The sequence below is a fragment of the Arthrobacter sp. NA-172 genome, assembly GCF_043952055.1.
In the GTDB taxonomy this organism is placed as follows: Bacteria; Actinomycetota; Actinomycetes; order Actinomycetales; family Micrococcaceae; genus Arthrobacter.
On record NZ_JBINOT010000001.1, the window covers coordinates 1,993,892 to 2,008,747 of the forward strand.

At 63.4% G+C, this 14,856-nt stretch carries 10 protein-coding genes and 3 pseudogenes; 6 read left to right on the forward strand and 7 right to left on the reverse strand.

Annotated elements, in window-relative coordinates; translation table 11 throughout:
* The first annotated feature begins 156 nt into the window (after positions 1 to 156).
* The 3 genes and pseudogenes from ACF0H6_RS09880 to ACF0H6_RS09890 all read left to right on the forward strand — a co-directional run bounded on the left by ACF0H6_RS09880 (position 157) and on the right by ACF0H6_RS09890 (position 4,731).
* Positions 157 to 3,591 carry an SNF2-related protein gene (locus ACF0H6_RS09880; RefSeq protein WP_395249446.1) on the forward strand — a complete coding sequence of 1,145 codons (3,435 nt, stop codon included), beginning with the start codon at positions 157 to 159 and terminating at the stop codon, positions 3,589 to 3,591.
* Between the two features lie 16 nt (positions 3,592 to 3,607).
* Positions 3,608 to 4,278 (forward strand): annotated as a pseudogene (locus ACF0H6_RS09885) (response regulator).
* A gap of 138 nt (positions 4,279 to 4,416) precedes the next feature.
* Positions 4,417 to 4,731 (forward strand): hypothetical protein, encoded by a 315-nt coding sequence (locus ACF0H6_RS09890; RefSeq protein ID WP_395249447.1) that lies wholly within the window; start codon positions 4,417 to 4,419, stop codon positions 4,729 to 4,731.
* 24 nt (positions 4,732 to 4,755) lie between these two features.
* On the opposite strand, the gene ACF0H6_RS09895 is transcribed toward ACF0H6_RS09890, so the two are convergent.
* Entirely contained in the window at positions 4,756 to 5,946 is a 1,191-nt protein-coding gene (locus ACF0H6_RS09895; protein ID WP_395249448.1) for a sensor histidine kinase, read from the reverse strand.
* A gap of 146 nt (positions 5,947 to 6,092) precedes the next feature.
* Between ACF0H6_RS09895 and ACF0H6_RS09900 the strand changes: the two genes are divergently transcribed.
* Positions 6,093 to 6,728 (forward strand): hypothetical protein, encoded by a 636-nt coding sequence (locus ACF0H6_RS09900; protein WP_395249449.1) that lies wholly within the window; start codon positions 6,093 to 6,095, stop codon positions 6,726 to 6,728.
* Positions 6,729 to 6,732: 4 nt separating this feature from the next.
* Here ACF0H6_RS09900 and ACF0H6_RS09905 read toward each other — a convergent pair whose 3' ends face one another.
* From ACF0H6_RS09905 to ACF0H6_RS09930, 6 genes and pseudogenes are all read right to left on the reverse strand, one after another.
* Entirely contained in the window at positions 6,733 to 7,155 is a 423-nt protein-coding gene (locus ACF0H6_RS09905) for a heat shock protein transcriptional repressor HspR (protein ID WP_395249925.1), read from the reverse strand.
* A 35-nt stretch (positions 7,156 to 7,190) separates the two neighbouring features.
* Entirely contained in the window at positions 7,191 to 8,159 is a 969-nt protein-coding gene (locus tag ACF0H6_RS09910) for a DnaJ C-terminal domain-containing protein (RefSeq protein ID WP_395249450.1), read from the reverse strand.
* A 350-nt stretch (positions 8,160 to 8,509) separates the two neighbouring features.
* The gene (locus ACF0H6_RS09915; RefSeq protein ID WP_395249451.1) at positions 8,510 to 9,187 is read right to left on the reverse strand and encodes a nucleotide exchange factor GrpE; all 678 of its coding nucleotides are present in this window, start codon (positions 9,185 to 9,187) and stop codon (positions 8,510 to 8,512) included.
* 2 nt (positions 9,188 to 9,189) lie between these two features.
* Positions 9,190 to 11,063 (reverse strand): annotated as a pseudogene (gene dnaK / locus ACF0H6_RS09920) (molecular chaperone DnaK).
* Between the two features lie 339 nt (positions 11,064 to 11,402).
* Positions 11,403 to 12,194 carry an oxygenase MpaB family protein gene (locus ACF0H6_RS09925; protein WP_395249452.1) on the reverse strand — a complete coding sequence of 264 codons (792 nt, stop codon included), beginning with the start codon at positions 12,192 to 12,194 and terminating at the stop codon, positions 11,403 to 11,405.
* A gap of 38 nt (positions 12,195 to 12,232) precedes the next feature.
* Complete coding sequence (locus tag ACF0H6_RS09930; RefSeq protein WP_395249453.1) at positions 12,233 to 12,958, reverse strand: TetR/AcrR family transcriptional regulator; 726 nt, start codon at positions 12,956 to 12,958, stop codon at positions 12,233 to 12,235.
* Positions 12,959 to 13,110: 152 nt separating this feature from the next.
* On the opposite strand from ACF0H6_RS09930, the pseudogene ACF0H6_RS09935 reads away from it, so the two are divergent.
* A pseudogene (locus ACF0H6_RS09935) lies at positions 13,111 to 14,026 on the forward strand (NAD-dependent epimerase/dehydratase family protein).
* A 113-nt stretch (positions 14,027 to 14,139) separates the two neighbouring features.
* Positions 14,140 to 14,835, forward strand: coding sequence for a hypothetical protein (locus tag ACF0H6_RS09940; protein WP_395249454.1), 696 nt, complete (start codon positions 14,140 to 14,142; stop codon positions 14,833 to 14,835).
* The last annotated feature ends 21 nt before the right edge of the window (positions 14,836 to 14,856 follow it).

Below are 14,856 nucleotides of genomic sequence, written 5' to 3' on the forward strand. Positions count from 1 at the left end.
ACTGCTAAAAAGCTTGTGCTGCTCCGGACCCTTTCAACGTACGCGGCACCGACGGCCCGGCAAGCTAGGCAGAGGTGAACGTCCGGCAAAGTTTCAGGGCCGCGCGCGGCTGGCTAGGATTCATAGATAGCCTCCTGCCGAAAGTAGCCTCAACGAATGCCTTCCCGCTCAGACGACTCCTGGGAACTGGCGATTCAGACACCCGCCATCAACGACCGCTCCTTGGCGGCCGGCCTCGCTTATGCCATGGGAAGCCGGGTCAGCAGCATCACGTTCGACTCCGCCACGGGGTTGATGATGGGCAAGGTCCGGGGCAGCGGCCCCTCGCCATATTCGACGTCGGCCAAGCTGGTCCGTAAGCCCGGCGGCTGGAGCTGCACTGTAGGCGTGTGCAGCTGCCCCGTCCGAAAGGACTGCAAGCACGTGGCGGCCCTCCTCTTCGCGGCCGAGGACCATCCGGCCGTGCGCGCGCAGCTGCTCAGCGCCCCGGCCTTCGGGCAGACCGCCCAGTCCGCCCAGCACGGTGGAAGCGTTCAGCGCCCAGCGTGGGAGCAGGCGCTCAGCAAGCTCATTGCCACCCCGGGAACCGCAAGCCGGAGCCAGGGGCTCCCCTTGGCACTGGCGTTCGAGGTCGAAGAGCCCGCTCCGCACTTCTCCTACACAGGCCGTCGGGATCCCCTCCGCAGCATCCGCCAACTCAAGGCCCGCCCCGTGATGATGGGCGCGAAGGGCAAGTGGATCCGCGGCGACGTCTCCTGGACCAACCTGAACTACCTCGGCTACAAGCGCGAGTTCAACGACGCGCATATCGAGTGGATGCAGAGTTTCCTGGCCGCGCATTCCACTTCGGACTACCGGCAGCTCACCTCCAGCATGTGGCTTCTGTTGAATGAATTCGCCGGCAAGAACCTGTGGAACTTGTTGGCCGAGGCCGAGGCGATCGGCGTCGCGCTCATTCACTCCGGCGGAACCGAGCCGCTCCGCATCGCCGCGGAGCCCGCCGTCGTCGGGCTTGACCTTAGCCGCGTGGGCGGAAACGGCTCAGGCAACGCCCGGCCCGACGACGGACTCCAGTTGGCATCGTCGGTGACCCTGGGCGGGGACGCCATTGATCCGGTCACCTTGGGCTTGATCGGCCGGCCCGCGCATGGTCTATTCTTCACAGGCCCCGGCGAGGGGCACCTGCCCGGTGTTTCGGCCCCCGAGAACCTCATTACCCTGGCCCCGCTGGAAGGTGGCGAGTCCCAGGAACTCCTGGATTTCGTCATGGGCGCGTCCCGTCTCCAGATCCCGGCCAGGGACGAGGAACGGTTCCTTACGTCGTACTATCCGAAGCTCAAGCAATCCACCCGGGTCACGGCGGTGGACCACTCCGTGGAGCTGCCGGTCCTTGCCGTGCCCACGCTGTCATTGCTGGCCAACTATGGCGCCGACCACCGGGTGCGACTGCACTGGGAGTGGCACTACAAAGCCGGAAAGCTCGTCACAGCCCAGCCCCTTTGGCGGCACCCGGACGATCACGGCTACCGCGACGACGCTGAGGAATCCCGGATCCTGGAGACGGTGAGCCGCCCCTGGGAGGTGGTCGCCGCGATGGGCGAATCCTCGAGCGGCGGATGGGGAGCTCCGCGGTTGGCGGCATCGGTGGAACTTGATGGCCTGGACACCCTTGCCTTCACCGAAGAGGTGCTCCCCCGGCTCAGCGAGCTGTCCGACGTCGTGGTGGAGACTTCCGGCGACATCGCCGACTACCGCGAGGCCACCGAGGCCCCGGTGGTCTCTATCTCGACCAAGGCCACGGACAGCCGCGACTGGTTCGATCTCGGTATCGTCATCACCCTCGAGGGCGAACCCGTGTCCTTCGCCGCCGTGTTTTCGGCCCTCGCGGCAGGCCAGAGCCGCATGCTGCTACCCAGCGGCGCCTACTTCTCGCTCGACCTGCCAGAGCTGCACCAACTCCGGGCACTCATCGACGAAGCCAGGTCCTTGCAGGACAACCCGGACCGGCACGGCCCCCTGCAAATCAGCCGTTTCCAGGCCGGGCTCTGGGACGAGCTCGCGCAGTTGGGGATCGTGGACGAGCAGGCGGCCGCATGGCGCGAGGCCGTCGGCGGATTGCTCGACGACGGCGTGACCGGACTGCCACTGCCGGCCACACTTGACGCTGAGCTACGTCCGTACCAGCTGGAGGGTTTCAACTGGTTGAGTTTCCTGTACCGGCACAGCCTGGGCGGGGTGTTGGCAGACGATATGGGTCTCGGCAAGACCGTGCAGGCGATTGCGTTGATGTGCGCGGCGAAGGTGCAGGCTGAATCCGTCCCTGGAAACAGTGACGGCAGCGCTGCGCGGCGCGCCCCCTTCTTGGTAGTCGCTCCCACCAGCGTCGTCGGCAACTGGGCCGCAGAGGTGGAACGCTTCGCGCCCGGGCTCAGCATGAAGACCGTCGGGGAAACCTTTGCCAAGAGCGGCGCGGATCCGTTGGAAGCCATGGCGGAGACCGACGTCGTCATCACCTCCTATGCGCTGTTCCGGATCGACTACGAGGCCTATGCCTCCAAGGAATGGGCCGGCCTGATGTTGGACGAAGCCCAGTTCGTGAAGAACCACCAGTCCAAGGCCTACCAATGCGCCCGCAAACTCCCGGCGTCATTCAAGCTGGCCATCACGGGCACACCGTTGGAAAACAACCTCATGGAGTTCTGGGCGTTGACCTCAATCGTGGCCCCGGGGCTCTTCTCCAGCCCGCGCCGCTTTGCGGAGTACTACCAGAAGCCGGTCGAGAAGAACGGCGACAAGGCCCAGCTCGCCAAGCTCCGCCGTCGGGTCCGTCCGCTCATGATGCGCCGCACCAAAGAACAGGTCATCAAGGACCTGCCGCCCAAGCAGGAGCAGATTCTGGAAGTGGTGCTGAACCCACGTCACCAGAAGGTGTATCAGACGCACTTGCAGCGCGAACGGCAAAAGATCCTTGGGCTCATTGACGACGTCAATAAGAACCGCTTCACCATTTTCCAATCGCTCACTCTGCTCCGGCAGCTGAGCCTGGACGTTTCCCTGGTGGATGAGTCCCTGTCCGCCGTGCGCTCGTCCAAGCTGGATGTGCTGTTTGAGCAGCTCGAGGACATTGTTGCCGAAGGGCACCGGGCGCTCATTTTCAGCCAGTTCACGGGGTTCCTGGGCAAGGTCCGTCAGCGCCTTGAGGAGGAGGGCACCGAGTTCTGCTATCTCGACGGCAGCACCCGGAACCGGGCCGACGTCGTGAGCGAGTTCAAGAACGGCGCGGCACCCGTGTTCCTCATTTCGTTGAAAGCGGGCGGCTTCGGCCTGAACCTGACCGAGGCCGACTACGTGTTCCTGCTTGATCCTTGGTGGAACCCGGCGTCAGAAGCACAGGCCGTGGACCGCACCCACAGGATCGGGCAGGCGAGGAACGTTATGGTCTACCGCCTCGTGGCCAAGGACACCATCGAGGAAAAGGTCATGGCGCTCAAGACCAAGAAGTCGCAACTGTTCGCGGATGTCATGGAAGGCGACGCCTTGTCCGGTGGTGCCCTGACTGCGGAGGACCTGGCGGGCCTGTTCGCGGAGTAGGGCTACAGTAACGGTCATGGGGGAAGTTCGAGTTTTGGTCGCAGAAGACCACCCGTTCATGAGTCAGGCGCTGAGACAATTTGTGGACTCTGCGCCCGGCTTGACCTGTGTGGGAGAGGTGCGGAACGGCGAACTGGCGGTCAGGCACTGCGCCCTGCTTGTTCCGGATGTAGTGCTCATGGACATGCAAGTGCCCGTTCTGGACGGGGTCGAAGCGACCCGGATCATTGCCCAGACCCACCCGAGCATCAAAATCCTCGCCCTCTCGACGTTCTCATCTGCGGAATACCTGGTTCTTCCGTGCTGAAAGCAGGGGCCTCCGGATACTTGCTCAAAGACGCAGAACCCGACGAAATAGTCCAGGCCGTCTTTGCCGTCCACTCCGGTGAGGCCGTGTTATCGCCGTCGGTGTCCAAGGAGCTTATTGCCAGCATCAGGGGAGACGGGATTCCGGCTAAGTCGCCTGTCGAAGGTATCAACACCCTGATCTCCGCACGGGAATACGACGTCCTCGGCGCCCTGGCGCGAGGAAAGAGCAATTCCGAAATTGCCGCGGACTTGTATGTATCCGAGGCCGTGGTGAAAGCACACCTGACGAGGATCATGGCGAAGCTTCAGGTCCGGGACAGAGTCCAAACCGTCATCAGGGCAGCGCAACTCGGACTTGTCGAACTCTCCTTGGACTGACGAACTTTTGAAAACTGTCAAGGCTACTTTCGGCTGAAATTTTCGCCTTTTGGCAACCCAGACGAATCGCGTCCTGTGGATAACTTGGAGATGTCTTCGCGAACGACAGCCTGCCGAATCTTCAGGAGAGAGACCCACATGGCCGCCAACAATTGGACTGGACGGACCGACACCCGGACACTCAATGGGAAAACTGTGCCCAAGAAGGGCTCACTGATCAACTATCTGGCATGGACGCTGCTGGCTGTCTTCGGGTCGGCAACGTGCCTTTTACAGTTTCAGCACCGCGGCTGGATTTATGTAGTCGGTTTCCTTGCCGGAATTGTCGGCATCGTGGCATCACACCAATACAAGCAATACACCCATTGGATCGGACTCCTTGTGTGGCTAAGCACTTTCGGAACCTTGGCAATGGCCGTGCTGGGCTTCATTCGAGGGCTGACATCGACATAGGTGGCTGACCCTGAAAACAGACGTCTAAACACGGACTTGTGCGCGAACCACCCAGCTGCCTGCCTCCAGGCCAGCACTGAAGGTTCCGCCAAAGACCTTCACCCTTTCTTCCATGCCGATCAGCCCGCGGCGCGATGTGCCGTAGATATGACTGACCGACGGCGACGCAGAAACAGAGTTCCGCACTGTGAGTGCCACATGCCTTTGGGTGACGGCTATGACGATCCGGCACCTTGCTCCGGAACCGGCGTGTTTAGCCACATTGGTGATGGATTCCTGAAGCACCCTGAAAAGCGCAGTATGCACTGCCTGCGGCAAAACGAAGCTTCCATCGTCCTCAAGTTCGCAACTTGTCTTTATGCCAACTGACCGCAACCGTTCGGCCAATCGCCAGGCCCCGTCCATCAGCGACAGCGCTCCCGCCGTATTTGTGCCCTCAACGGCATTCCGCAAATCGCCCATAGGTGCAGTGCCATCTTGGTGCAGCACGGAGAGCATAGCGCGCAAGTCGCGCAAGGCCCCGCGAGAGGCGTCGCCAATGACCCTCAATGCGCGGCTGGACACCGTAGGGTCCGCGGCATGTTCTGCGGCCCGCGCTTGCATGGCAATCAGCGTGATCTCATGGGCGACCACATCATGCAGGTCACGTGCGATCGATTTACGCTCGTTCTCGGCAGCGGACTGGCGTTCGAGACCAAGGTCAACAATGCGCTGCTCATCGCTTTGGCGTTGCTGCCTATGGCGTCGGATCGTTCCGCCAATGGCCCAAGAAATCGCCAGAGCCGGAACGGACACAAGAAGCATCGGAGCATGTGCTGGCCAGATGATGCAAAACATCCCTAGCCACAATACTGAGAAAGCGATTGCACACCTGACGAACGTCGCCGTCGCGGTCGCCGCCAGAACCCCAAGCAGCCCCACCATGATGACAAGCGGATACAGGTAGCCGCCCGAGAACAAACCCACAGCTAGCGCCGGAACCAGGGCCGCTGCAGCAAACGTGCTTCGCAGCCACGCAAGCAGGATTGCCCCCGACGACCAAAAAATAACGCCCCGGCGAATGATTGCCAGGTTCTGGTCCGGGACCACGGCACCGGAGAACAGGCCGGCAATATCCGAAAACAAAGACAGCATCACGACGGCGGTTACGGCCAGCATGGTCCGGTGGCCGATTTGGGCGGCATCCCAGAAGCGGCCGCCTGCCGGCGCTGACACCGGATCAGATACTCTCCGCCCCTCTTGGACCATCACACCAACAATTATGCCGAACGCACCTTTCACGCCAGCATTCGCCAGGTTCACACATTTGGCTACACCTGAGGGACACCCCGGGATGTCACAGCTGATCTAGGCTGGACCGCATGGCTATCATCCATCGAGCAACCCTGAGTCCCAGCAAACTCAAGCTCATCGAAAAGTACTTGCCCGTCCAGCCGTGGTTCGCCAAGGATGGCTCAGCGCCGCCAGAGCTGCTCGGTGCGTACCGCTTCGATGACCCGGACGGCGAAGTCGGCCTCGAGACCCACTTGGTCTCCCAAGGCGGCAAGGTCTATCAGGTTCCGTTGAGCTACCGGGGTTCGGAAATGCACGGCGCGAAGGACTCGCTGCTCGGCACCATGGAACACTCCGTATTGGGCCCAAGGTGGGTGTACGACGGCTGCGCCGATCCCGTCTACGTCGCTGCCTTGGTCACCGCCATCCTCACGGGACAGCGGGAAGCCGATCAGTTCGTCGAAATGGACGGCGCGCTGGAGCCACGCAAGAGTTCCGTCAACGTCAAAGGCAGCGGAACACCCGGAAGCGAAGTCCCTGTGCTGACCCCGGCAGCTCCGATCACCCAGGACAGCGTCACCAGCATCGACGCCGGTGCACTCACGCTTCAGGTCAATCGCGTCCTGGAACCGGGGGCGCCGGGTGGGGAAGATTCGGCTTGCCTGCGGGGTACGTGGGCCGAGCAAAGCCGCCCGGTGCTGCTGGCGTCCCTCTCCCAGGCCTAGAGGGCTACTCCCCCGGTCGCGGCCGCCAGACTACAACTGCCTGGGACCGCGCCCGGGGACGCTGCCCGCGGGCCAGGCTGACGACGTCGCCGGCTGCTCCTGCCGCAAAAATGCGGGCCTCCGCCGGGCTCCGCCGGCGTTGAAGTTCTTCACTCAGCTCGGCCACGCGGAACTGTAGTGCGGCCACTTGGTTTTCAAGATCGAGGATGCGTTTGATGCCCTCAAGGGACACGCCCTCGTGGGAAAGCCGCTGGACCTCCCGCAAACGGTCGACGTCCCGCTGGGAATAGCGACGGGACTTGCCCGGGGCACGGCTTGGGGACACAATGCCGAGACGGTCGTATTGGCGCAGGGTCTGCGGGTGCATCTCGGCCAATTCGGCCGCGACAGAGATGACGAAGATCGGCTGGTTGATGTCGATACCCATGCCCATGCTTACGTCCTCTCCCATGTGTTTTGCCGCTACAAGCGGGCCTTGGCTGCAAGGTCGTGGCGAGGATCGGCGTCGGCCGTTGCGGCAGCGAATGCCTTGACGGCCTCCTCCGCCTCTTTGTTCAGGTTCTGCGGAACAGCGACGTCGATCGTCACCAGCAGATCGCCGGTGCCCTTCGATGTCTTGACGCCTCGGCCTTTGACCCGGAGCGTGCGGCCGGAAGGCGTGCCGGCCGGGACGCGGACGGTGACGGTGTCGCCGTCGAGCGTTGGCACGTGGATGTTGGCACCCAAGGCGGCCTCTGCGAAGGTGACCGGCACGTGGATGCGGATGTTATCGCCGTCGCGGATAAAGAAATCGTGGGGCTTGACGTTCACCGTAATGATGAGGTCCCCGTTGCCAGCGGCACCCGGATTGCCCTTGCCGCGCTGGCGGACCTTCTGGCCATCCCTGATGCCCGCGGGAATCTTGACGTCGATGACGTTGCCGTTGCTTTCGCGCAGGCTCACCGTGGTGCCGTGAATGGATCCGGCAAAGGAAATTGAGGTTGACGCCGTGCGGTCGCTGCCCTTCTGCGGGGTCCGCTGGTAGCCGGGCTGCGCGCCGAAACCGCCGCCAAACAGGTCTGCGAACTCGGGAGGGATTCCCCCGGCACCGGCAGGCTGACGACCGCCCCCGCCCCCGAACAGTCCACCAAACAGGTCCTCGAACCCGCCATTGGCCGGCCCGCCGCGTCCCGCAGCGCCTGGAGCGAACCGTGCCCCGCCCATGGCGCGAATAGCGTCGTACTGCTGACGCTCGTCAGCGTCCGAAAGCACCGAATAGGCCTCGGAGATGTCCTTGAACTTCTTCTCCGCGGCCGCATCTCCGGAATTGGTATCCGGGTGGTACTGCCGCGCAAGCTTGCGGTACGCCTTCTTAATGTCAGCGTCAGAGGCGTCCTTGGCGACACCAAGGATGGCGTAAAAATCCTTCTCAACCCAGTCCTGGCTGGCCAAGGGCGTTTCCTTTCGTTCTGTGTTGCGTTTGCGCTTCGCTGGATAGGGGGCCGTGCCCGCTCCGCGGTGCCCGCCACGCCGCGGCCCCCTATCCAGCTACGCTGCGCTCATCCCACCTTAGGCGAGTCCCGCCTCAGGCGAGCTAAACGCGTGAGCCGTCGCGGATGAGGGGCCAGGGAGTGGCATCTAAGGATCTGGCCGAGGGCCCCGACACGAGCTTGCGAGTGTTGGGAAGGCCAATATCCGCTGCCGGAGCGTGGCGGCTTGGGTCTGTAAGGACCGAGCCGCCACGCGTAGGGGCGGGGCCCCCTCATCCGCGAAGGCGCGGTGAGTACAACTGAGGCGAGAACCTAAGCCGGAACCGCCACGATGACCTGTGCCGCACGCAGCACGCGGTCGCCGGAGCGGTAGCCGGAGCGCAGCACCTGGCTGACCGTATCTACGTCGATGTCCTCGCCCGGTTGCTGGATGAGGGCTTCGTGGATCGTGGGGTCGAATTCGACTCCGGTTTCCGCGATGCGCTCCAGGCCGTACGTCTTCAGCGCGGTCTCCAGCTTGGCGGCGATCGCGGCGAACGGGCCGTCCACGAGGTCGCCGTGCTGGCGGGCGGCGTCGACGTCGTCGAGCACCGGCAACAGGGAGTTCAGGACGCCGATGACGGCCATTTCCCCTGCGACGGCGCGGTCGCGTTCGACCCGCTTGCGGTAGTTGACGTACTCGGCCTGCAGCCGCAGGAGGTCGTTGCGGAGTTCAGCAGCCTGCGCTTCTGCCGCAGCACCGGGGGCCACCGACTCTTCAGCCGGAACCTCGACACCGTTGAGGATTTCCTCAGCCTGGGACAAGGCATCGCCCTCGGCGGCAGCGGCGTTGGAATCAGCTGCCGATCCTTGCGGGTGACGGGCGGCCCCGGTTTCCGGATCAACCTTGCGGTTGTCCCGAATAACTGGCTTCTGCTGACCGGCGCGTTCCTGCTCGGTGCCCTCGTTGTTGGAAGGTGAGTGATCTGCGTCGTTGCCGTGGTGAGGCATGGTTACTTCTTCTTTTCGTCTTCGTCGATGATCTCAGCGTCGACGATGTCCTCTTCAGCCGAAGCGGAAGCGGAACCCGTCGGGGCGCCAGCGGCACCTTCGGCACCTGCGGGGTCAGCTGCAGCGCCCTGCGAGTAGATTGCTTCGCCGAGCTTCGACTGTGAGGCCTGCAGCTTCTCGAATGCAGTCTTCACCGCCGCGTCATCGGTGCCTTCGAGGGCCTTCTTGAGGGCGTCGACGTCGGCCTTGACCTCGGTCTTGACCTCTTCAGGCAGCTTGTCGTCGTTTTCGGCGATGAGCTTGTCCACGGAGTAGGCGAGCTGCTCGGCGGTGTTGCGGGTGTCGGTTGCCTCGCGGCGGGCCTTGTCTTCGGCTGCGTGCTCCTCGGCTTCACGGACCATGCGGTCAATGTCTTCCTTGGACAGCGCGGTGCCGCCGGTGATGGTCATCGACTGCTCCTTGCCGGTGCCCTTGTCCTTGGCGGACACGTGGACAATACCGTTGGCGTCGATGTCAAAGGTGACCTCAACCTGGGGAACGCCGCGCGGTGCCGGAGCGATGCCGGTCAGTTCGAACGTGCCCAGCGGCTTGTTGTCGCGGGTGAATTCACGCTCGCCCTGGAAGACCTGGATGGCCACGGACGGCTGGTTGTCGTCAGCAGTGGTGAAGGTCTCGGAACGCTTGGTGGGGATGGCTGTGTTGCGCTCGATCAGGTGCGTCATGATGCCGCCCTTGGTTTCGATACCGAGGGAAAGCGGGGTGACGTCGATCAGGAGAACGTCCTTGCGCTCACCCTTCAACACACCGGCCTGCAGTGCCGCGCCAACGGCAACAACTTCATCCGGGTTGACGCCCTTGTTGGGTTCCTTGCCGCCGGCGAGTTCCTTGACGAGATCGTAGACGGCGGGCATACGGGTAGAACCGCCCACCAGCACGATGTGGTCGATCTCGGAGAGCTTGATGCCGGCTTCGGAAATGACGTCGTGGAACGGCTTCTTGGTGCGCTCCAGCAGGTCCTTGGTGAGGTCCTGGAACTTGGCACGGGTCAGCTGCTCGTCCAAGTGGACCGGGCCGTCGGGGGTGACGGAGAGGTACTGGAGGGAAACGTTGGTGCTGGTGGAGGAGGAGAGTTCCTTCTTGGCCTGCTCCGAAGCCTCGCGCAGACGCTGCAGGGCGATCTTGTCCTTGGAAAGGTCGATGCCCTTGACCTTGAGCTGGTTCAGCAGGTAGTCAACAACGCGCTGGTCCCAGTCGTCGCCGCCGAGGCGGTTGTCACCGGCAGTGGCGCGGGCACCTGGATGGTGGAGAAGCCGTCTTCGTCCTTGCCGACTTCCAGCAGGGAGACGTCGAAGGTACCGCCGCCAAGGTCGAAGACCAGGATGAGCTCGTCTTCCTTGCCCTTGTCCAGGCCGTAGGCGAGTGCAGCCGCGGTGGGCTCGTTCACGATGCGGAGGACGTTGAGGCCTGCGATTTCGCCGGCTTCCTTGGTGGCCTGGCGCTCAGCGTCGTTGAAGTAGGCTGGGACGGTGATAACAGCGTCCGTGACCTTTTCGCCGAGGTAGGACTCGGCGTCGTTCTTCAGCTTCATGAGGATACGCGCGGAGATTTCCTGCGCGGTGTACTTCTTGTCGTCAATGGCGACCGTCCAGTCGGTGCCCATGTGGCGCTTCACGGAAGCGATGGTGCGGTCGATGTTGTTGACGGCCTGGCGCTTGGCGATTTCGCCCACCAGGACTTCACCGGACTTGGAGAATGCAACTACCGACGGCGTGGTGCGGCCACCCTCGGCGTTGGCAATGACGGTGGGCTCGCCACCTTCGAGAACAGAGACGACGGAGTTGGTTGTTCCGAGGTCGATACCTACAGCGCGTGACATATGTTGCTTCCTTTCAATGGCCGACGATCGAGATTCACCTGCTGGAAGCCGCGGGGGCTCCGGAGCCGGACCACTCAACCTTCGGCTAGTTGAGCGTTCTGCACTCAACTGTACTCAGGGCGCGATCAAAGTCAACCCAAAGTTGAGTCGAGTACGCTCAAGCCTTGCTTTTGATGGCCTTAAAGACCCGGAAATACGGGGATTTCCGGGTGATTTCGCCGTGGGAGAAACGCACGACGGCGGTGGCCTGGGTTGAGGACCGACGTCGAACTCGCGGGAACAGTGCCGGATCGCGTGAGCGCTCCGGTGACTCCGCAGCGTTCCGGCGATGTCGACGGCTCACGCATGAGGGCCCAGCGCGCCCGGCCCGAGCCGGCCAAGGTAGTAGTCCTTCGGCCAATGCCTCACCCTCCGGGGCAGCCTCGGATAAGCCGCGGCCAGCAGGCGCATGGTCCCATCAAAACCGCGGCGCTGCCGGGCATTCCACGGCAGCTTAAAACCCTCGCGGAGCTGATCGGGCAGCAATCCGGCCGTGAGCAGCCGGGCCAGCGGCATGCCCAGGCGCAACAGGAGCGGCCCGCTGCTCGGATAAAGGAGGTCGCGGGCAACCCGCAAAGCGGCCGCATCCGGTTCCAGGTGCTGCAAGGATTCATTCCAATAGTTCGCGAAGGCCGCACGGTCGGCGGGCCAGAGCTCGGAGGGTAGCTGCAAGGCTGTCCCGATCCGTGCATACTCGCTGTAGACGCGATCGGCAGTGCCGTCGTCGAGGGGTCCGTGGACCTTTTCATAGACGGTGACGGCCGTGTCATAGAGGGTCGCAACCACCCAAAGCTGGGATTGCGCATCAAAGGCGTTATAGCCTTTCGAGGCGTCGTCGGCCGTGCGGCGAACAGGTGCGTGTGCACGGTTTACGGCACGCCGGACCGCGGCCAATTGCTCCTCCGAACCGTAGACCACGGCATAGACGTACGTCATGGTGGCTCGGAGCCGGTCCAGCGGCCGTTCGGCGAAATTGCTGTGCTCCGCGACGCCGTGGCCCACTGCCGGGTTGGAGATCTGCATCAGGATGGCGCGGCCTGCTCCGGCGAGCAAAACGCCTTCCGCGCCGATGTCAGCAAGTCCACGAGCCATGCAGTAAATGTACCTCCCACCCGTTGCAGCTTTGGCGGCTACAACCCCACGATCCCCATCAGGACCGCGAGCTGATGCTCAAAAAGCTCGTTGCGGGCGGCGAAGGTATCGGCACCGTACTGGCCGAAAACCTCGAAGCTGATTGCGCCGAAAACCGACGTCCACACCAGGACCCCCTTCGCCAAAACCGGCCCGTGAACTGCCAGGCCCAGTCCGGCGCGGATGGTCTCGAGGTCCGCGCCGAGGGCAGGAGGAACAACGACGTCGGGCGCCACTTCGGCGGCCAGGGCGCCTGCGCGGTGGGCGGCGTCGAAGATCCCCACCATCCGGTAGATCACGCGCGTTCCGGGTTCCGTGGTGCGCTCGGCAGGTGCTTGGTATCCGGGCACCGGACTGCCGAAAAGGAGGGCATAACTGGCCGGCTCGCGAAGGGCCCACCGACGAACGGCCCGCCCGAGCGCCAGGAACCGGCCCCGGTAATCCTCTTCAGGGAGGACGTCGACGGCGGCATCGACTTCGTCGCCCAACTCGCCGTAAGCGTCAATCAACAGGAGGGTCAACAGTTCGTCGCGACTCTCCACATAGCGGTAGACGGCCGAGGACACCACACCAAGATCCCGTGCGACAGCCCGCAGGGACAAGCCTGCTGCCCCATGCAGCGCAAGGTGCTGCCGGCCCAACCGGATGATGTCCGCCACGGTTTGGGCCCGGGCGCGCTCGCGGGGTGTCGATTGCTTGGCCGGTGCGGCGGGAGGCGGGTTCATTCATCCAGCATGCCCACAAATGAGAGCACCGTCAACAAATGCAAGCAGTGCTCTTGACTTTCAGCCCAAGAAGGTTCATTCTGAATTCAGAGAGCACTGCTCTCGAAATCATTCAATACGAAATCATTCAATAGTAGAAAGCGAGCACCACCATGTACGTCGTCACTGGAGCAGGCCCCGTTGGATGGACCGTCGCCGAACAACTTGCGAATGGGGGCGAGCGAGTGCGCATCCTGACTCGTTCCGGCGGCGGCCCGGACCACCCGCTCATCGAGAAGTTGCGCGTGGACGTCTCGGACCCGGCGCAACTCGGGTTAGCGTTCGACGGCGCCTCGGCCGTCTTCCACTGCATCCACGGCTCCGCCTACCGAGCCAAGGCCTGGGCCGCCGAGCTTCCAGGAGCCGAGCAAGTGGTGATGGACGCAGCAGCGGAGTCGGGCGCCGTCGTCGTCTTCCCGGAAAGCTTGTACTCATATAGTGAACCGGACAAGACCATCACGGAAAGCAGCCCGCGTGAGGCAGTGGGGGGCAAGCGGGGGATCCGTTCCGCGCTCCTGAAAGCGCGGCATGCCCACCGCGCGAATACTGTCAGCGTGGTGTCAGGGGATTTCTTCGGGCCACGGGCGCGCCTGGCCCACGCCGGCGAGCGCATGGTCCCCCTGGTTCTCAAGGGCAAAACGGTCCAGGGCCCTCGGAAGCGCTGATCAGCCCCATTCCTTCACCTACGTCCCGGATCTCGCGGCCGCCATGATCGCCGCCGCGCAACAGCCTGAACTCTGGAATTCGGTGCTGCATGCCCCGACAGGACCGGCCATGACAATGCGGGAAATCGCGGGAAACTTCGCCCGGTCCGCCGGCGTTCCGGACCCGAAACTGAGCGTGGTACCAGGCTGGCTGCTCCGGACGCTGGGCCTGTTTTCGACGGATATGCGGGAGTTGGCCGAGATGCTGTACCAGTTCGAGCGGCCGTTCGTGATGGATTCGACGGCGAGCCAGGCCAAGCTCGGGCTCGAACCGACACCGCTACCGGATGCGATGGCGGCAACGGTCTCCTGGTGGCGGGATTAGGAACTTGCGGTTGCGCGCTGAGCCTCGTTCATTCGGCGAACCATCGAATGGAGTTAGTCCGGAATCCCGGTGACTCACAGGCCACTGCGGGAGTAACGTAGTGCTCATCGGCCATGCTGGACCACTTTGTGGAGCGGGGTGTCACCGTGGGTGTTGTGCGATCATCGTTGACCGAGCTCCTGGGGATACTCTCCGACGCCGTTTTGCCGGAGCGGGTCCGCTTCGACGACAATTCCGAACCACCTACTGACCCGTCCACCCATGCCGCTGTCACCGTTCACGCCGTCGCGGTAAACAGGGTGGGCCGCTCCCGGCGGGACGTTCCCCTGCTGGACCTTGAACTCAAGGTGGCTGTGGAATGCCACGGCCCGACGCAACTGGACAACATGGAGAAGCTCCTCCTGGCCGTCGAGCACAACAGCCAGTACTCAGTGGTTTCAAGCGGCGAATTCGAGCCGGACGAATACGATGCGGGCATCCGTCAAGGCCTCGGCTTCCTGATCCGCATTCCCGTGGGAATCCGCCTCGAAGAACCTTCGGACCCGCATGCCACTGAACCTCCCATTGCAACCACCACGGTGCCCCGCCGCATTCACGGCCGCCTGGTCGACGTGCACAACAAGGGCATCCCCGATGCGTACATCCGGGCGCATTCGTCAGCTACCGCCGTGGTGAGCGACCCCACCGGCCACTTCGAAGTCCTGGCCTCGGCAGACGAGGTCCAGCACTTTGTCGTAGCGGTCCGCGGCACTGAACGTGAAGTCCCGGCCAACACGAGCAGCCTGCCTGTCATCATCAGGTGGGAGTGAAGCACTACGTCATCACGGGCG

Excerpts from the sequence above, each read along its gene's own strand:
- ACF0H6_RS09930 (WP_395249453.1), bottom strand. The coding sequence starts at position 12,958 with ATGAACCCGCCTCCCGCCGCACCGGCCAAGCAATCGACACCCCGCGAG.
- ACF0H6_RS09940 (WP_395249454.1), top strand. The coding sequence starts at position 14,140 with ATGCTGGACCACTTTGTGGAGCGGGGTGTCACCGTGGGTGTTGTGCGA.
- ACF0H6_RS09905 (WP_395249925.1), bottom strand. The coding sequence starts at position 7,155 with ATGGGTATCGACATCAACCAGCCGATCTTCGTCATCTCTGTCGCGGCC.
- ACF0H6_RS09900 (WP_395249449.1), top strand. The coding sequence starts at position 6,093 with ATGGCTATCATCCATCGAGCAACCCTGAGTCCCAGCAAACTCAAGCTC.
- ACF0H6_RS09925 (WP_395249452.1), bottom strand. The coding sequence starts at position 12,194 with ATGGCTCGTGGACTTGCTGACATCGGCGCGGAAGGCGTTTTGCTCGCC.
- ACF0H6_RS09880 (WP_395249446.1), top strand. The coding sequence starts at position 157 with ATGCCTTCCCGCTCAGACGACTCCTGGGAACTGGCGATTCAGACACCC.
- ACF0H6_RS09890 (WP_395249447.1), top strand. The coding sequence starts at position 4,417 with ATGGCCGCCAACAATTGGACTGGACGGACCGACACCCGGACACTCAAT.
- ACF0H6_RS09915 (WP_395249451.1), bottom strand. The coding sequence starts at position 9,187 with ATGCCTCACCACGGCAACGACGCAGATCACTCACCTTCCAACAACGAG.